General features: G+C 70.2%; 17 protein-coding genes. 4 read left to right on the top strand and 13 right to left on the bottom strand.

What is annotated here, in order from left to right:
• Positions 1 to 46: 46 nt before the first annotated feature.
• From ACIBVN_RS18815 to ACIBVN_RS18805, 3 genes are all read right to left on the bottom strand, one after another.
• The gene (locus tag ACIBVN_RS18815; protein ID WP_397137915.1) at positions 47 to 454 is read right to left on the bottom strand and encodes a Rieske (2Fe-2S) protein; all 408 of its coding nucleotides are present in this window, start codon (positions 452 to 454) and stop codon (positions 47 to 49) included.
• Between the two features lie 75 nt (positions 455 to 529).
• Positions 530 to 991 (bottom strand): Rieske (2Fe-2S) protein, encoded by a 462-nt coding sequence (locus tag ACIBVN_RS18810; protein WP_397137913.1) that lies wholly within the window; start codon positions 989 to 991, stop codon positions 530 to 532.
• Positions 992 to 1,095: 104 nt separating this feature from the next.
• The gene (locus tag ACIBVN_RS18805) at positions 1,096 to 1,500 is read right to left on the bottom strand and encodes a Rieske (2Fe-2S) protein (protein WP_397137911.1); all 405 of its coding nucleotides are present in this window, start codon (positions 1,498 to 1,500) and stop codon (positions 1,096 to 1,098) included.
• A gap of 211 nt (positions 1,501 to 1,711) precedes the next feature.
• Here ACIBVN_RS18805 and ACIBVN_RS18800 point away from each other — a divergent pair, with 211 nt between their 5' ends.
• Positions 1,712 to 2,434: a DUF2306 domain-containing protein gene (locus tag ACIBVN_RS18800; RefSeq protein ID WP_397137909.1), complete on the top strand. Its 723-nt coding sequence runs from the start codon at positions 1,712 to 1,714 to the stop codon at positions 2,432 to 2,434.
• Between the two features lie 416 nt (positions 2,435 to 2,850).
• On the opposite strand, the gene uvrA is transcribed toward ACIBVN_RS18800, so the two are convergent.
• Complete coding sequence (gene uvrA / locus ACIBVN_RS18795) at positions 2,851 to 5,691, bottom strand: excinuclease ABC subunit UvrA (RefSeq protein WP_397137907.1); 2,841 nt, start codon at positions 5,689 to 5,691, stop codon at positions 2,851 to 2,853.
• Positions 5,692 to 5,895: 204 nt separating this feature from the next.
• Here uvrA and ACIBVN_RS18790 point away from each other — a divergent pair, with 204 nt between their 5' ends.
• From ACIBVN_RS18790 to ACIBVN_RS18780, 3 genes are all read left to right on the top strand, one after another.
• The gene (locus tag ACIBVN_RS18790) at positions 5,896 to 6,273 is read left to right on the top strand and encodes a maleylpyruvate isomerase N-terminal domain-containing protein (RefSeq protein ID WP_397138384.1); all 378 of its coding nucleotides are present in this window, start codon (positions 5,896 to 5,898) and stop codon (positions 6,271 to 6,273) included.
• A gap of 198 nt (positions 6,274 to 6,471) precedes the next feature.
• On the top strand, positions 6,472 to 6,750 hold the full coding sequence (locus tag ACIBVN_RS18785) for a hypothetical protein (RefSeq protein ID WP_397137905.1): 279 nt from the start codon (positions 6,472 to 6,474) through the stop codon (positions 6,748 to 6,750).
• Positions 6,747 to 7,403: an MBL fold metallo-hydrolase gene (locus ACIBVN_RS18780; RefSeq protein WP_397137903.1), complete on the top strand. Its 657-nt coding sequence runs from the start codon at positions 6,747 to 6,749 to the stop codon at positions 7,401 to 7,403. Before ACIBVN_RS18785 ends, ACIBVN_RS18780 begins: the two co-directional genes overlap by 4 nt.
• An 89-nt stretch (positions 7,404 to 7,492) precedes the next feature.
• On the opposite strand, the gene ACIBVN_RS18775 is transcribed toward ACIBVN_RS18780, so the two are convergent.
• From ACIBVN_RS18775 to steA, 9 genes are all read right to left on the bottom strand, one after another.
• On the bottom strand, positions 7,493 to 7,768 hold the full coding sequence (locus ACIBVN_RS18775; RefSeq protein ID WP_349448979.1) for a hypothetical protein: 276 nt from the start codon (positions 7,766 to 7,768) through the stop codon (positions 7,493 to 7,495).
• A gap of 36 nt (positions 7,769 to 7,804) precedes the next feature.
• Positions 7,805 to 8,632, bottom strand: a complete 828-nt coding sequence (pssA, locus tag ACIBVN_RS18770; RefSeq protein WP_397137900.1) for a CDP-diacylglycerol--serine O-phosphatidyltransferase — start codon at positions 8,630 to 8,632, stop codon at positions 7,805 to 7,807.
• The gene (locus ACIBVN_RS18765) at positions 8,619 to 9,260 is read right to left on the bottom strand and encodes a phosphatidylserine decarboxylase (protein WP_349448981.1); all 642 of its coding nucleotides are present in this window, start codon (positions 9,258 to 9,260) and stop codon (positions 8,619 to 8,621) included. The genes pssA and ACIBVN_RS18765 overlap by 14 nt, the downstream gene beginning before the upstream one ends.
• 108 nt (positions 9,261 to 9,368) lie before the next feature.
• A complete protein-coding gene (locus ACIBVN_RS18760) occupies positions 9,369 to 10,352 on the bottom strand; it encodes a TerC family protein (RefSeq protein ID WP_397137898.1) in 984 nt (327 codons plus the stop codon).
• A gap of 179 nt (positions 10,353 to 10,531) precedes the next feature.
• On the bottom strand, positions 10,532 to 11,647 hold the full coding sequence (locus ACIBVN_RS18755) for a glycosyltransferase family 4 protein (RefSeq protein WP_397137896.1): 1,116 nt from the start codon (positions 11,645 to 11,647) through the stop codon (positions 10,532 to 10,534).
• A gap of 141 nt (positions 11,648 to 11,788) precedes the next feature.
• On the bottom strand, positions 11,789 to 13,453 hold the full coding sequence (gene murJ, locus ACIBVN_RS18750; RefSeq protein ID WP_397137894.1) for a murein biosynthesis integral membrane protein MurJ: 1,665 nt from the start codon (positions 13,451 to 13,453) through the stop codon (positions 11,789 to 11,791).
• 73 nt (positions 13,454 to 13,526) lie between these two features.
• Positions 13,527 to 14,390, bottom strand: a complete 864-nt coding sequence (locus ACIBVN_RS18745) for a hypothetical protein (protein ID WP_397137892.1) — start codon at positions 14,388 to 14,390, stop codon at positions 13,527 to 13,529.
• A gap of 1 nt (position 14,391) precedes the next feature.
• Positions 14,392 to 15,369, bottom strand: a complete 978-nt coding sequence (locus ACIBVN_RS18740) for a copper transporter (protein ID WP_397137890.1) — start codon at positions 15,367 to 15,369, stop codon at positions 14,392 to 14,394.
• A complete protein-coding gene (steA, locus tag ACIBVN_RS18735) occupies positions 15,366 to 16,562 on the bottom strand; it encodes a putative cytokinetic ring protein SteA (protein WP_397137888.1) in 1,197 nt (398 codons plus the stop codon). Before steA ends, ACIBVN_RS18740 begins: the two co-directional genes overlap by 4 nt.
• Between the last annotated feature and the right edge of the window lie 57 nt (positions 16,563 to 16,619).

The following is a 16,619-nucleotide window of genomic DNA, read 5'->3' as shown; positions in this document are numbered from 1 at the left end:
CCGCGCCTTCCGCGGGCGCGACGAGCCCCCCGCCGGGGACGCCCGGCTACGCGAGCGTGATCTGGTCGCCTTCCACCTTGATCTGCTGCGCGGGCAGCGGCTTGTCGGCGGGCCCGGCCTTGACCGAGCCGTCCGCGATGGCGAACTTGCTGTTATGGCACGGGCAGACGATCATCCCGTCCGAGACGCTGCCGACCGTGCACCCGTTGTGCGTGCACACGGCGCTGAACGCCTTGAACTCGCCCGACGTGGGCTGGGTGACCACGATCTTCTGCTCCTTGAAGACCGTGCCGCCGCCGACGGGGATGTCGGCGGTCTTGGCCAGCGCACCACCGGACGGCGCGCCGGACTGCGGCGCGCTCGACCCGGCGGCTGCGGGCTGTGCGGTTTCAGTGCTGCCGCCACAGGCGGTGAGGGCCAGCGCCAGGCCACCGGCTCCGACACCAGCGATCATGACACGGCGACTCTGTAGGTCTTCTCCCATGTGCTCACCCAACCGCACTCAGGTGAGAAATTCATGAGACGCGGCCTATGCGAGCCGGATCTTGTCGCCGTCCACGGTGATCTTCTTCTCCGCGAGCGGCTCGCTGGCGGGCCCGTCCTCGACGGAGCCGTCGTTGATGTTGAACTTGCTGCCGTGACACGGGCAGTTGATCGTTTTGTTGGAGACGCTGGCCACCGTGCAGCCCTGGTGGGTGCAGACCGCCGTGAACGCCTTGAACTCCCCGGCGGTCGGCTGCGTGACCACGACCTTCTCGCTCTCGAAGACCTTCCCGCCGCCCTCGGGGATGTCAGCCGTGTCGGCCAGGGCCTTGCTCTGCGGAGCCGTTTTCTTCTTCTTCGGTGACGACGACTCCGAGGGCTCCTCCGCCGGCGGCTCCGCACTCGCCTCCGTCGTCGGCGCCCCGTAGCTCGCGCATGCCGTCAGAACCGCCGCGAGTCCGGCGCCTCCGGCGCTGAAGACCACTGTCCGGCGCGTCGTATCCGTCATGGTGCGTTCCTCCCAGATTGGCTTTCACTTCAGGTACGGCCGGCGCCCTCGTGCCGGTTCAGCGTGCCCGAGCCCAATCCGGGTCACCATGCATAAGTACGCGTTCAGGCGACCACGATGCCGTCGCCCTCGACCTTCACCTTGTAGGACGCCAGCGGGGCGGTCGCGGGTCCCTTGGTGGCCTTGCCGCTGTCGGCGGAGAACTCGCTGCCGTGGCAGGCGCACCTGATGACGTTGTCCTTGGGGGTGCTGACGGCGCAGCCCTTGTGCGTGCAGACGGAGCTGAACGCCTTGTAGACGCCCTGCGTGGGCTGCGTCACCACGACCTGCAGGTCCTCGATCACCGTGCCGCCGCCCACCGGCACGTCGGCCGTCTTGGCGATGACCTTGCCCTTGATGCTCGGCTGGGCCTTGCTCGCTCCCCCGCCGCACCCGGCCAGCGCCAGCCCGCACACCGCGATCCCGGCCGCGCCCAGCGCCTCGCGCCGCCCGAACCCGTTTTCGGGCATGGCTCCGCCCCGCTCAGTAACCGTCATGATTTGCCGACCCTCCGCGTCGCCGCTGACCCCCTGCAGGTCAGGCCGTTACCGATACTCAACCTTATTGGCGGCACCCCTCGGTCCGATGCGCGGGTGGCGGCCGCGAGCCCGGCCGCCACAGACGCGTCGGCGGTCAGTGAGCGGTAGGCCGGCGGTCAGCGGCGGGGCCGAGCCTGCGTGCATGACTCTTACGACAGAACGCCCGCCCGCCTCCCCGTCCAGGCCCCGCTGGTGGCGGCGTCCCTGGGTGGCCCCGCTGGCGGTGGTGTCGGCCGTGTTCGTCGCGTACTCGCTGCCGCCGTACCTGTCCCTGGACCCGGCCCAGTCCCGCGTGCCCGCTCCGGACTTCTTCCCGCCGCACTTCGCGGTGCTCTCCTTGCACGTCGTCTTCGGCTCGATCGCGATGATCACATGCTGCCTGCAGATCTGGCCGTGGTTCCGCGGACGCTACCCGCGCGCACACCGGATGATCGGCCGGGTGTACGTCTTCGGCGGCTGCCTCCCGAGCGGCCTGCTCGCAGTGGTGGTCAGCGTGACCACCCCGTTCTTCGGCCCCGTGACGGCGGCCAGCGGCGTCGTCCTGGCGTCCGTCTGGGTGGGCTGCACGCTGGCGGGCTGGCGGATGGCGAGGCAGCGCAGGTTCGTCGATCACCGCCGATGGATGGTCCGCAGCTTCGCCCTGACCATGTCCATCGTCACGAACCGCCTCTGGGGCGTCGTGTTCTTCATCGCCCTGTCGCCGCAGCTGGACACGACCTTCCACGGCGACGAGACGCTGCTGGCGAGCACGGTGGCGGCGCTGAGCGCGTGGCTGGGCTGGGTGCTGCCGCTGCTGGTGGCGGAGTGGTGGCTGGAGCGCGGCGACGCCGCCAAACGCCGCGCCCGCGCCCGCGCCACCCGCTGATCACATCCGCCCGCACAGCGCCACCCGCTGATCACACGCCACCACGCCCGAACCCGCGCCGCCCGCAGATCACACCCGCCCGCACCAGCACCACCCGCTGATCACACATCGCCACGCACGGGCCCGTGACCGCTTCTGGCGCGCCTGCACCGGCTCACAAGCCGTCAGCCACCCATCGCCACCGACCACCGCGCCGATCGAGCGGCGCAGGCCCGGCCCGACGCGCCGAAAAGCGGCACGCAGCCCTGCGCCGGAGCCGCCCGGCTCACGGGCTCCGGCACCGAGGGAAACCGTCGAGCGGCGTCAGCACGCACGCCGCAGGCACCACCGTTCCGGCGCGCCCCGGACGTGACCTCGGCCGGCCCTGGGCGTGTCGTCACGCGCGGCCCCGCAAGACAGGTGCCGCGCGAGCCCGCTCAGAAAGCGAGGATCTTCCGCAGGAAGCGCCCCGTGTGGCTCTCGTCCACCAGGGCGACCTCCTCGGGCGTCCCGCTCGCGACCAGCGTCCCACCGCGGGACCCGCCCTCGGGCCCCATGTCGATGATCCAGTCGGCCGTCTTGATCACATCGAGGTTGTGCTCGATGACGATCACCGTGTTGCCGCCGTCCACGAGCCGCCCGAGCACGCCGAGCAGCCGCCGGATGTCCTCGAAGTGCAGGCCGGTGGTCGGCTCGTCCAGCACGTAGATGGTCCGCCCCGTCTGCCGCCGCTGCAGCTCCGACGCGAGCTTGACCCGCTGCGCCTCACCGCCGGACAGCGTGGTGGCGGGCTGCCCGAGCCGTACGTAGCCGAGGCCGACATCGTGGAGCGTCTGCAGGTGGCGCTTGATCGCGGGGATCGCGTCGAAGAAGCCCAGGGCCTCCTCGATCGGCATGTCGAGCACCTCGGAGATCGTCTTGCCCTTGTAGTGGACCTCCAGCGTCTCCCGGTTGTAGCGGGCGCCGTGGCAGACCTCGCAGGGGACGTAGACGTCCGGCAGGAAGTTCATCTCGATCTTGATGGTGCCGTCGCCCGCGCACGCCTCGCAGCGCCCGCCCTTGACGTTGAAGCTGAAGCGCCCGGGCTGGTAGCCGCGCACCTTCGCCTCGGTCGTGGCCGCGAACAGCTTGCGGATGTGGTCGAAGACGCCGGTGTACGTGGCCGGGTTGGAGCGGGGGGTGCGCCCGATCGGTGACTGGTCGACGTGGACGACCTTGTCCACGTGGTCCATGCCGTTGATCCGCGAGTGCCGCCCCGGCACCGTGCGCGCCCCGTTGAGCTCCTTGGCCAGCGCGTTGTAGAGGATGTCGTTGACCAGTGTCGACTTCCCCGACCCCGACACGCCCGTGACCGCCGTGAACACACCCAGCGGGAAGTCGATGTCGACCCCCTTGAGGTTGTGCTCGCGCGCCCCCTTGACCGTGATCTGCCGCTTCTTGTCGCGCTTGCGGCGCTTGGGCGGGATCGGGATGCTCTTGCGCCCGGACAGGTACTGGCCGGTGATCGACTCCTCGCTGGACAGCAGCTCCTGGACGGTGCCGGACACGACGACCTGGCCGCCGTGCTCACCGGCGCCGGGGCCGATGTCGACCACCCAGTCGGCCGCGGCGATCGTGTCCTCGTCGTGCTCCACCACGATCAGCGTGTTGCCCATGTCGCGCAGCCTGATCAGCGTGTCGAGCAGCCGCATGTTGTCGCGCTGGTGGAGCCCGATGGACGGCTCGTCGAGCACGTACAGGACGCCGACCAGGCCGGAGCCGATCTGCGTGGCCAGCCTGATGCGCTGGGCCTCGCCTCCCGCCAGGGTGGCGGCGGCGCGGTCCATGGTCAGGTAGTCGAGGCCGACGTCGAGCAGGAAGCCCATGCGGGCGTTGATCTCCTTGACCACCCGCTCGGCGATCTGCATGTCGCGGTCGGACAGCTTGAGCCCGGCCAGGAACTTCGCGCACTCGCCGATCGACATGGCCGCCACTTCGGCGATCGACTTGTCGGCGACCGTGACCGCCAGCGTGACCGGCTTGAGCCTGGCGCCCTTGCAGGCCGGGCACGGGATCTCGCGCATGTAGCCTTCGAACCGCTCGCGGGTCGAGTCGCTCTCCGCCTCGGCGTGCCGGCGCTGCACCCACGGGATGACACCGTCGTAGGTGGTGTAGTAGGAGCGCTGCCTGCCGTAGCGGTTGCTGTAGCGGACGTGCACCTGCTCGTCGTGCCCGTACAGCAGCGACTTCTGCGCCTTCTTCGGCAGCTTCTCCCACGGCGTGTCGAGCGTGAACCCGACCGTGTGGCCGAGCGCCTCGATCAGCCTGACGAAGTATTCGCTGGTGTGACCGCCCGACCACGGGTGGAGCGCGCCGTCGCCGAGCGTGCGCTCGGGGTCGGGCACCACCAGGTCGGGGTCCACCTCCATCTTCGTGCCGAGGCCCGTGCACTCGGGGCAGGCGCCGAACGGCGAGTTGAACGAGAACGAGCGGGGCTCAAGCTCCTCGAACGACAGGTCGTCGTACGGGCAGTAGAGGTGCTCGGAGTAGAAACGCTCACGGCCCGGGTCGTCCTCGGGCAGATCGACGAACTCCAGCGTGATCGTGCCGCCCGACAGCTGCAACGCCGTCTCGACCGAGTCGTTGAGCCTGCGCCGCGCCGACTCCTTGACCGACAGGCGGTCGACGATGACCTCGATGTCGTGCTTCTCGTACTTCTTCAGCGTCGGCGGCTCCTCCAGCCGCACGACGGTGCCGTCGACCCTGGCCCGGGCGAAGCCCTTGGTCTGCAGCTCGCGGAACAGCTCGGCGTACTCGCCCTTGCGGCCCCTGATCACCGGCGCGAGCACCTGGAAGCGGGTGCCCTCCTCCAGGTCCATCACGCGATCGACGATCTGCTCGGGCGTCTGCCGCGCGATCGGACGCGAGCACACCGGGCAGTGGGGCTTGCCGATGCGCGCCCAGAGCAAGCGCAGATAGTCGTAGACCTCGGTGATCGTGCCGACGGTCGAACGGGGGTTCTTGCTGGTCGCCTTCTGGTCGATCGACACCGCGGGCGACAGGCCCTCGATGAAGTCGACGTCGGGCTTGTCCATCTGGCCGAGGAACTGGCGGGCGTACGCCGACAGGGACTCGACGTAGCGCCGCTGACCCTCAGCGAAGATCGTGTCAAAGGCCAGGCTCGACTTGCCGGAGCCGGACAGGCCCGTGAAGACGATCAGCGAGTCTCGCGGCAGGTCGAGCGAGACGTCCTTGAGGTTGTGTTCTCGTGCACCACGCACGATCAGGCGGTCAGCCACGGCGATCCCGGAGGTCAAAAGGCGGATAGGTCCACGGGGATGGTAGACGGGGGCTCCGACAATTTCGGCGGACCGTTGCCCGGCCCCCGAAAATCCGTCCTTCACAGACTACGACCATCTCCCACCCTGGCAGGAGCCCTTCCGCATTCAACCAGCTGACCTGCGGCTTTATGCCGGCCCCGGCCCAGAACCCTAACTGATGAAATATCCAGACATGACCGTTCTACCCGCGCTGCAGGCCCAACTGACCTCAGCCACCGGCCAGTTGCCGGCCACGACGCGTCCCTGTCCGACGCCGACATCACCGCGCCCTTCCTCCTGCCCGGCTGGACCAGGGGCCACGTGCTCGCCCACCTCGCCCAGAACACCTCCTCACTGGTCACGCAAGCTGCCGCTCTCCGCCCCAGGCTCGCCGCTCCGTGCCCATGGTCGCGCTCGCACGGGGCTCCGCTGGTCACGCAAGCTGCCGCTCTCCGCCCCAGGCTCGCCGTTCCGTGCCCATGGTCGCGCTCGCACGGGGCTCCGCTGGTCACGCAAGCTGCCGCTCTCCGCCCCAGGCTCGCCGCTCCGTGCCCATGGTGACCGCCGCCGTCCGCGGCCTGCCGCGCGAGTGCTGGTCCGCGCCGGTGGAGGGCATGCGCCCACCCGCGCATCCTGCCGGTACCTCCTGGCACGCCGCCTGCGCGAGACCGGCCTCCACCACATGGGCCTGGCCGCCGGGTACGGCCCCCGGAACTGGCCGGAGCCGTTCGTCCTGCGCGAACTCCACGACTGCCGCGCATGCCGGCCACACGCCCGCAGCACGGTGAGCGAGGTCGTACTCAAGAACGCTCCGGCGGCGTCATCGACAGGTGGCCCGGCCCCGGCCCCGCGGTCGAGGGCGCGCCCGCCGACATGCTGGCCTGGCTGACCGGAAGATCCAGCGGCGAGGGCGTTACGCTGGTCCCCGTGGGGCAGCCGTGCACGCCCGGCGGCGCCGTCCTTCCAGAGCCGCCGCCGTGGCTGACGATGCCGGCCCCCGCTGATCTGCCCGCGACACCCCCGGAGGACTACATATGACCTACACAGGTGACGTCCAGGTCGGCGGTCCCGCCGACGTGCGCGAGCTGCCCGCGCTCACGATCTGCAAGCTGGCCGTCGGCCCGTACGACAACAACGCCTACCTGCTGCGGTGCACGGAGACCGGCGAAGGGCTGCTGATCGACGCGGCCGCCGACGCCGACCGCCTGCTCGCGCTGATCACCGACCAGCCGGTGCGCTCGATCGTCACCACGCACCAGCACGGCGACCACTGGCAGGCTCTGGAGCAGGTGAGCAAGGTGACAGGCGCCGACGTGATCGCCCACCCGCTCGACGCGCCCGCCCTCCCGGTGCCGGTGGAACGCATGGTCGAGCACGGCGACACGATCACCGTCGGCGCGATCACCCTGGAGGTCATCCATCTGCGCGGCCACACGCCCGGCTCGATCGCCCTGCTGTACGACGGGGGCGAGGCGGGCCACCACCTGTTCACGGGCGACTCGTTGTTCCCGGGCGGCGTGGGCAACACCTGGAAGGACCCGCAGCGCTTCACCCAGCTCTACAACGACGTGGTAGAGCGGATCTTCAACCGCCTCCCCGACGAGACGTGGGTGTATCCGGGCCACGGAAAGGACACCACGCTGGGCGTCGAGCGCCCCGCCCTCCCGGAATGGGAGGCCCGCGGCTGGTAGCGCCGCCCTTGGCGTCCGGACCGAAGCCGGTGACCATCTGTCACGGCCGGTTGTACGGGCCCGCTGACAGTCCAGGGCGAAGGGCGGGATCAGTGGCGCGCGGCCAGGACGTGGACGATGCGGTCGGCGGCGAGGGCCGGGTCGTCGGCGATCCCCACGAGGTCGCCCCATGACCACCGGTAGAACCATCCCTCCGGCAGCGGAACGCAGTCGACGGTCTCCGCCAGCATCACCGTGTCGGGGTCGCTGATGCGCAACGCGGGCGGGTAGGACCGCAACGTGGCGGTCAGCCCGCGCTGCTCCAGCTCCGTGGCCAGCTTGCCGAGATAGTACGTGCGCGTGTGCTCGCGCGGCGTAGCCGACATGGCTCCATCAAAGCCGAAGTAAGACGAAAAATCCCGTCAGTTGCCGACGCGCGTGGCCGCTTCCCGGCGCTGCTCCCGCTTGTAGACCATCATCCGGAGCGGGATCGCCGCCACGAGCGCGATCTGCATGCTCGCGCCGATCTTGATCGGCAGGTCGCCGCCTTCCGGCCAGGCCACCCAGAAGGTCAAGAACGCCACGTTCACCATGATCCAGCCCAGGACGCCCGCCGCGAGCTGCCCCTTCGGCTTGGGGTACTCGATCCGGCTGACCATCAGCCACGCCACCCCGAGCACGGCCAGCAGCGACCAGATGCTCGGCTGGAACAGCAGCACGATGGAGATCACGGTCATGGCGCCCATGGGGATGGGCAGGCCCATGAAGTCGCCGCTCTTGGTCTTGACGCAGGCGAACCTGGCCAGGCGTACGACCCCGGCCACCAGCACTGCCGCCGCCGCGGCGACCACCATCGTGAACGGCACCTGGTCGGTGAACCCGCCCCAGATCACGACCATGAACGCGGGCGCGAACCCGAAGCTGATGACGTCGGCCAGGTTGTCGAGCTCGGCGCCCATCGCGGAGGCGCGGAAGCGCCGCGCGACGAGGCCGTCGAACAGGTCGCACGTCGCGCCGATCAGCAGCAGCACGATGGCGGTGGCGAAGTAGCTCGGGTCGGGCGTGAAACGGTGACCGCCCTGGAGCTGCTGGATCGCGGAGTACGCCAGGACGCACACGGCGAGGAACCCGCAGACCGCGTTGCCCAGCGAGAGGGAGTCCGCAGCCGACAGGCGGAACGCCTTGCCGACCGGACCACGAGGTTCTTCCTCCTCGTCCGCCTGCCAACTACCGGCGTCAGCCGCGGTCAATTCTGGTCACCCCCGCAACCGTCTTTTCGCCCACGGACACCGCGGGAGATATCCCTTCGGGAAGGTAGATGTCGACGCGCGAACCGAACCTGATGAGCCCGATCCGCTCGGCCTGCGCGACCTTCGCCCCGCTGCTCACGTACGGCACGATCCTGCGCGCGACCGCGCCCGCGATCTGCACCATCTCGATGTCGCCCAGCGCGGTCTCGAAATGCCACACCACGCGCTCGTTCTGGTCGCTGTCCTTGTTGAACGCCGGCAGGAACCCACCTGCCACATGCTGCACGGATGCGACATTTCCCGCAAGAGGGGCGCGGTTGACATGTACGTTCAGGGGGCTCATGAAGATCGCGACCCTGGTGCGGCCGTCCGGCCACGGGTCGATGCTCTGTACCACCCCGTCGGCGGGCGACAGGATGCGACCCTCGCCCGGCGTGCGGTCAGGGTCGCGGAAGAACCAGAGCATGCCCCCGGTGAGCGCGCTCAGCGGCGCCGCCGCGAGCGCCCATCGCCGGTCCTTGCGCGTCAGCAGCGCGGTGGCGGCCGCCGCGGCCGCCGTCGGGATGAGCCACGGGGAGACCCCGCGTGCGAGCCGGACGCGGCTCGACTTGGCAGAATCGTCTGACACGTACAACCTTTGGTGGAGACTGAATTGGGCGCTTTGCCGTGATGTTACAGAACAAGCAACTATGACACGGCGCAACTACACAAGCAAAGCGCCTCGAAGTCCTTTTCGCTAGACCTGCTCCGGGTGCGGCTGCTCGTCCTGGCGCGCGTCGATACGTGCTTTGACCAGGCTGGCCACGGTGGTGACGACCATGGTGGCACCGATGACCGAGAGCGACACCCAGATGGGGATTTCGGGCGCCCAGGAGACATGGCTGGCATGCAACGCCTCCAATATCAGCTTAACCCCGATGAACCCGAGGATGAACGCCAAACCATAGCTGATGTACACCAGTCGTTGGAGCAGCCCGCCCAGCAGGAAGTAGAGCTGACGCAGCCCCATCAGGGCGAACGCGTTGGCCGTGAAGACGATGAAGGGGTCCTTGGTGAGCCCGAAGATCGCGGGAATCGAGTCGAGCGCGAACAACAGGTCGGTGCTCCCGATCGCGACCATCACGATGAGCATCGGAGTCACCATGCGCCTGCCGTCGATCTTGACGGTGACCTTGGAGCCGACGTACCCCTCGGTGGTGGGGAACGCCCGGCGCACCCACCTCAGCACGACGTTCTCGTTGAACTCATCTTCCTCACCCTTGAGGTGCTGGCGGATGAGATTGACCGCCGTGTAGACGAGGAAGGCGCCGAACACGTAGAACAGCCAGCTGAAGCGCTCCAGCGCCGCGGCTCCGAGCGCGATGAAGATGCCGCGCATCACGAGCGCGAGCAGGATGCCCACGAGCAGGACCTTGTGCTGGTAGGCCCGCGGCACGGCGAACCTGCTCATGATGATGAAGAAGACGAAGAGGTTGTCGACGCTCAAGCTGTATTCGGTGATGTAGCCGGCGAAGAACTCCCCGGCAGTGCCGGCACCGGCCGTGGTCCACAGAATCACACCGAACGCCGCGGCGAGGGCGACGTAGAACGTTACCCAGTATCCGGCCTGCCGCATGGAGAACTCTCGGGCTTCTCCGCGGTCGACGATCCACAAGTCAATTGCGAGGACAACAAGAAGACCGCCGATCACGGCGATCCAGGCCCACATGGGTACAGCCACGTCTCACGACCCTCCGGCATGCACGACTCATTGCCGGAGGTCTCTCCCGCCCGCTCACAACCGCGGACCGGCAGCCCCGGGGGCCCCGTGGAGTGGGGCTGCACCGTGATGACGAGGCTGTCGCGAAGGGATACTCCCCTCCCTAACCCAGGCAGTATATGAGAACGCCCTCACCCGGCCTAATCATCCTCCCGATCTTGAGGGCCGTACACGGCCAGCACGCTCTCCACGGCATCATCCGCGCCGGGCATCTCCCGCCCCCGCCGCTCGGCCGCCGCTGCCAGAGTTTCCGCAGGTCCCGGCGTTGTGATCAGCTCTCGTACGGCCGCGCGCAGCCCCTCGACATCCCCGTAAGGGACCAGGATCCCGGCATCCCCCAAAATTTCTGGAATCCCCCCTACTTCCGAGGCGATTGCCGGTGTTCCCGACATGAGCGCTTCGCGAAGGGTGAGCGGCTGGCCCTCCCAGCGGCTCGGCATCAGCAGGGCGACGGCGGCCCCGAGCAGGTCGGGCACGTCCTTCCGGTGCCCCAGCAACAGCACGGGCAACTTCTCGGCCTCGATCCTGCGCCGCAGCTCCTCGCGCAGCGGCCCGTCGCCCGCGATCACGAACAGCGGATCTCCGGACGGCCAGGGCCCGGCGGCGACGTCGAGCAGCGTCTCGAGCCCTTTCTGCTGGGCCAGCCGGGCGACCGTCAGCAGAACAGGCCGTTCACCCGCGCCCAGCTCGTCCCTGACTTCCTGAGGCGTGCGTTTCGCCGGCCCAGGCGCGGGTGCGGGCACCACGGCGGCCCGCACGTCCCGGGCGCCGAGCCTGGACATGCCCTCGCCGAGGTCCGGCGACACCACGAGCACGTGGTCGGCCCGCCGCGCCACGATCCGCTCCAGCACCCCGTAGACGAACCCGATGAACCCACCGGCGGTCAGCGCGTTGTGCAGGGTGACAACCAGCCGCGGCCCACAGTCCCGCCCCAGCCTCGCGCGCCCGCCCCGCCCCAGCGTCGCCAGCCCTGCCAGCGCTCCGGCTCTCAGTCCGTGGGCGTGCACGACGTCGGCGTCCCGGGTCAACCGCCTGATGGTCAGGACCGCACGCAGGTCGTTCACCGGGTGCGGCCGATCCGACACGGCCACCTCCGCGAAACGGGCTCCCGCACGGGTGTAGGAGAACTGCTCCTCCACGCTGCGCGGCCCGATGACGGCAACCTGGTGCCCGCGCCGCACCAACCCTTCGACCAGCATCAGGACATACCGCCCGGTGCCGCCGGACGTGGTGCCCAGCACGAATGCCACCCGCACAACCCGCTCCTTAGGTGCCGCCCAACGCGAACGCCGTTCCATATGCGATGCCCGGCACGGAAGGCACCGTCCCTTGCCCAGCCAGCGCCATCACACGCCCCGTCCCTGGCTCAGCCGGCACCATCACGCGCCGCCCCTTGCTCAGCCGGCGCCATCACGCGCCCCGCTCCGTCGCAGCAATGCGGCCACGGTGGCGGCATCGGCCCTGTCCACGACGGCCATGACCGCCGCACCCACCACCAGCGCCACGAGAGCGGCCAGCACGGCGGCCCACGCGTTCGGCCAGATGCCGCCGGCCCCGATCAGCCCCACGACGCCGGCTCCCGCCAGGTACCCCAGCAGGCCGCCGCCAAGCGCCGCGCCGGCGGCCCTGGGCAGCCCGGCCACGGCCCCGCTCCCCCGGGCACGGATCACGGAGCCCAGCAGGAGCGCCCCGCCCACACTCATGCCCACGCTCATGCCGAGCGCCATCCCCCCGATCCGCCACCCGTCGGGCAGCGCCAGCGCGAACACCACCTGCGCGACCATCGCGACCAGCCACCCGGCGACGGTCCCGGTGGCCGCCGCCCGGCCGCGCCCGGCCGCGTACAGGACCCGGCTCAGGTGCGCGATGAGCCCGTATCCCACCAGCCCCGGCGCGAACAGCGCGATGGCCCGGGCCAGCTCGTCCGCCGGGACCTCGGACTTGAACCCGAGGAACACCACGGCGCCGGGCCAGGACGCGGCGGCCAGCACGCCGGCCGCCAGCCCGGACACCAGGACCACGGCCCGCGTGGTGCGCGCCGCCAGCTCGGAGAACGCCTCCGGCTCGCCGGCCTGCGCGGCCAGCCGGGGAAACGCGCTGGTGGCGATGGGCACGGCCAACACCGCGTACGGCACCAGGTAGATCGCCCACGCGTAGTTGTAGACGGCGATGGCGCCGTTGCCGACCGCCTTGTTCGCCAGCACCAGCACCACGATCATGGCGGCCTGCTGGGCGAGGAGCGCGGCGATCCCGGCCAGGGCGAGCCTGCGCACCTGGGCGGCCACCCCGGCGGGGAATCTCAGGGTGGGCCGCCACCGCAGCCCCAGCCGGGCCGTGGGCCCGATCACGGCCAGCACCAGCGACAGCACCCCCAGGCTCGTGCCTGCCGACAGCGCCAGCTCGGCCGGGCCCGGCACCGTGGCAGGATCGGACGCTCCGCCGCTGAGCGGCACGAACAGCAGGTAGGCCATGATGACCACGATGCTGGACACCAGCGGCGCCACCGCGGGCCCGGCGAAGCGCTTGTGCGCCTGCAGCACGCCGTAGAGCACGACGGCGACGCCGTACAGGGGGATCTGGGGGGCGAAGACGACCAGCATCCGGGCGGCGACCGCCGTCACCGCCCCGACGTCCTCGCACCCGTCGATGGCCGCGCCGAAGAACAGCCCGATGATCGGACCGGCGAACAGCGCGGTGAGCACGCCCAGCGGGACGAGCACCACGACGACCCAGGTCAGCAGCGCCGAGCTGATCCACCCGACCCGCTCCACCGAACGGCCGGCCGGGTGAGGACCGGTGACGCCCTCATCCGGAGCCGGCGTGCGGGCGGCGGCCCCGGCCAGCACCGGGACGACCATCCCCGCCAGAGCGCCGCCGACGACCACCTCGAAGACGATGTTGGGAATCTGGTTGGCCGTCATGTAGGCCGTGGCCAGGCAGTTGGTGCCCACCGTCTGCGCGAAGGCGTACTGCTTGGCGAAGCCGGCGATGCGCGCCAGCACGGTGATGGCCCCGATGAGCATGGCGCCGCCCGCGACCCCGCGCGCCGTCACCACAGCCACCCGGCCCCCTCAGCCCCGCTCCCGACCACGCTGACGCAGAACATCCTGGCAGGCCGTACCGACAAACGCGGGCTCACACAGGGTCGGCGGGACGGCGGCCGAGCATGTCGATGCGGTTGAGCACGGGGTTGCCCGCGATGACCTTGGTGAAGCTGACCTTCTCCGCGGCGGCGGTCAGCGCCACGACGGTGCCCAGCAGGACGTACCGGCCGGGCCTGCCCAGCTTGGTGACGGCGGCGAGCCCGAGCAGGGCGCCCAGGGCGTTGGCGCCGGCGTCGCCGAGCATGGCGCGCTCGCCGAGGTCCTCCGGCAGCAGCGCCGCGGCGGCTCCCAGCGGCACGGCGGCCAGCGCGGCGGCGGCGGGCGCGTCGCGGAAGAGCGAGGCGGCCAGCAGCGGCCCGCCCGTCAGCAGGCCCACCTTGATGGCCCGGCCGGGGCGCAGGTCGAAGAGGTTGGCGAGGTTGGCGGCGCCGGCGATGGCGGCGCCGTTGACGAGGATGTCGGCCGGTCCCCGGGAGACGAGGGCGGCCGCGCCGAGCCCGGTGGCGCCGATGCCGAGGATCTTGACGGCGCCGCTGGTGACCTCGCCCCGGGCGAGCGCGGTCAGGTGGCCCTTGAAGCCCTTGGAGGACGTGGTGCCGTACAGGTCGTCGTACACGCCGAGCGCGCCGCTGCCCCCGCCGACGACGAGCGCGGCCAGGCGCAGGCGGCCCGGCAGGCCGGGCGTGAGCGCCGCCGCGGCGCCGGCCCCGGCCACGAACGCGGGGCCTTCGAGAAGTGTGATGGGCTCGCCGCGGTGGTTCTTGCGCGTCCAGCGGTCGGTCAGCTCGGCCGGGCGGTTGCGGGTGAACGCGGTGTACGCGACGCGGGCGGCCGCGGCGCCGATCGCGGCACCGGCGAGGGCGTAGAGCAGGCCACGGACCCGGGTGGCAGGCATGTCAGCTCCCTGACTGGGTGGTGGGTGACGGGGTGGCGGCCGGCACCGAGGGCAGCGGTGCGGAGATGCCCTTGCCGATGCCGTACTGGCCGGCGCGGCCGCTCATCTGCTCCCGGAGAGAGTAGACGATCGCGACGCGGCCCGCGGGCATGTCTGCGGTGTCGACCGCGGTGACGCGCTTGGCGATCTCGCTGTCGTCGCGCAGCGCGGCGATCGGATCGCCGGGGACGGCGGTGGCGGCGGCGATCCCGGCCAGCACCGTGCCCTTGCCCGCCACGTCGAGGCCGTTCGCCATGGAGACGAGCGCGCCCGCCTGGAGCTCGGCGTTCTCGCCCTCGTACGGCTTCTCCGGCGCGAACATGACGGCGAGCGTGGCCCGCTTGAGCGGGTCGCCTTCGGTGGTGAGCAGCCCGCCGGTCTCGAACGCGCTGACGACGTCGGCGGTGGCCGGGTTGGGGGTGCCCACCTGCGCCTGGTCGGTGGTGACGAAGGCGGCCGACAGCAGCGTGGCGGCCCTGTCCCAGGAGGTGGCCGTGGCGGGGAACATCATGTTGGCCGGTTTGAGCTGGTTGACCAGGCCGTCGAGCACGCCGGTGCCCTTGGGGTCGAGGAGCTTCTCCGTCAGCGCGACCCGCCCGGAGATCTGCGCGCCCGCCTGGGTGAGCACCTGCTGCGCGGCCTCGCGTACGGAGGTGCTGGAGCCGGGCGTCTCGACCAGGAGCACCCGCTGGCCCGTCAGACCGCCCGCCACCAGGCTCGGCGTGATGGCGGCGATGACCGCGTCGTTGCCGGCCTCGCGGCCCTGGAGGGCGTCGAGCTGCGTCCGCAGGTCCTCTTTGGACTTGGTGAGCTGGGCGGCCACCTCCTGCGCCGACTTGACCGCCGGCTCCTGCAGCAGCGTGGTGCCCAGCACGATCCCCACCGCGAGCGCCAGGAAGATCGCGACGATGGAGACGAGGTGATAACGGAAATCGATCACGAGAAGAGTCCGACCAGCCAGAAGATGAACGCGTTCCAGGCATCTTGCAGTCCGTTCAGCCAGGTCTGGCCGATCGGCGAGAGGAAGAGCGCGACGCTCATCGTGATCAGCGCCGTGATCACGAGTAGCAGCAACTGCGGGGTGGAGATGCGGCTGCGGTAGAGCCTGCTCACGCCCTTGGCGTCGATGAGCTTGCTGCCGATGATCAGCCGGGTGAGAAAGGTGCTGGCCATGCCGGGGCGCCCCTTGTCGAGGAACTCCTCCAGCGTGCCATGGGTGCCCACGGCGACGATCAGCTCGGCGCCCTTGCGGTCGGCCAGGAGCATCGCGATGTCCTCGCTGGTGCCGGTGGCGGGGAAGATCACCGCTTCGCGGCCGAGCTGGTGCACGCGCTCCAGGCCCGGCGCCCTGCCGTCGCGGTAGGCGTGCACGATCAGCTCGGCGCCACTGGTCAGGGCCTTGGTCGAGACCGAGTCGAAGTCGCCCACGATCACGTCGGGCAGGTAGCCGGCCTCCAGCAGCGCGTCGGCCCCGCCGTCGACGCCGATGAGGACGGGGCGGTATTCGCGGATGTAGGGGCGGAGCGTGGCGATGTCTTCCTTGTAGTGATATCCGCGCACCACGATGAGGACATGCCTGCCCTCCATGGGGGTGCGGATCTCAGGCACGCCGACTCCGTCGATGAGAAGCCTGCCCTCACCACGGACGTACTCCATCGTGTTGACGGCGAAAGCCTCGATCTGCACGGCGAGCCCGGCGCGGGCCTCGGCCATGGCCGCCTCGACAGCTTCAGCGGTCTGCTCGTCGCCCTTGCCGACGATGTCGTCGTCGAGATAGACAACGCCGTCGTTGACGCGGACGACGTCGCCGTCCTTGACCCGTTCGAACAGATCGCGGGTGGCGTTGTCGACGAACGGCACGCCCGCTTCGAGCAGGATCTGTGGCCCCATGTTGGGGTAACGGCCGCTGATGCCGCTGGCCACATTGACTACGGCCGCGGCACCGCACGCGACGAGTGCCTCCGCGCTGACCCGGTCAACGTCGACGTGGTCGATAATCGCGATTTCCCCGGGCTGGAGACGCTTTGTCAGCCTCTTGGTACGCCGATCGATTCTCGCCACTGCCGTTACACCGGGAAGGTCACCAACCTTCCTGCCGCGGAGGCCCGGCATCTTGCTCCCCGGAACCTTCATCAAGACCATCCTGCCAGAGCGAAACAGCGCGGAGGCCACGCATCACGCGGCGTGTCC

Origin of the sequence: Nonomuraea sp. NPDC049400 (assembly GCF_044466425.1) — a bacterium.
In the GTDB taxonomy this organism is placed as follows: domain Bacteria; phylum Actinomycetota; class Actinomycetes; order Streptosporangiales; family Streptosporangiaceae; genus Nonomuraea.
The sequence above is the reverse complement of the archived record's forward strand: the minus strand, read 5'-3'. Positions and strand labels throughout refer to the sequence as shown.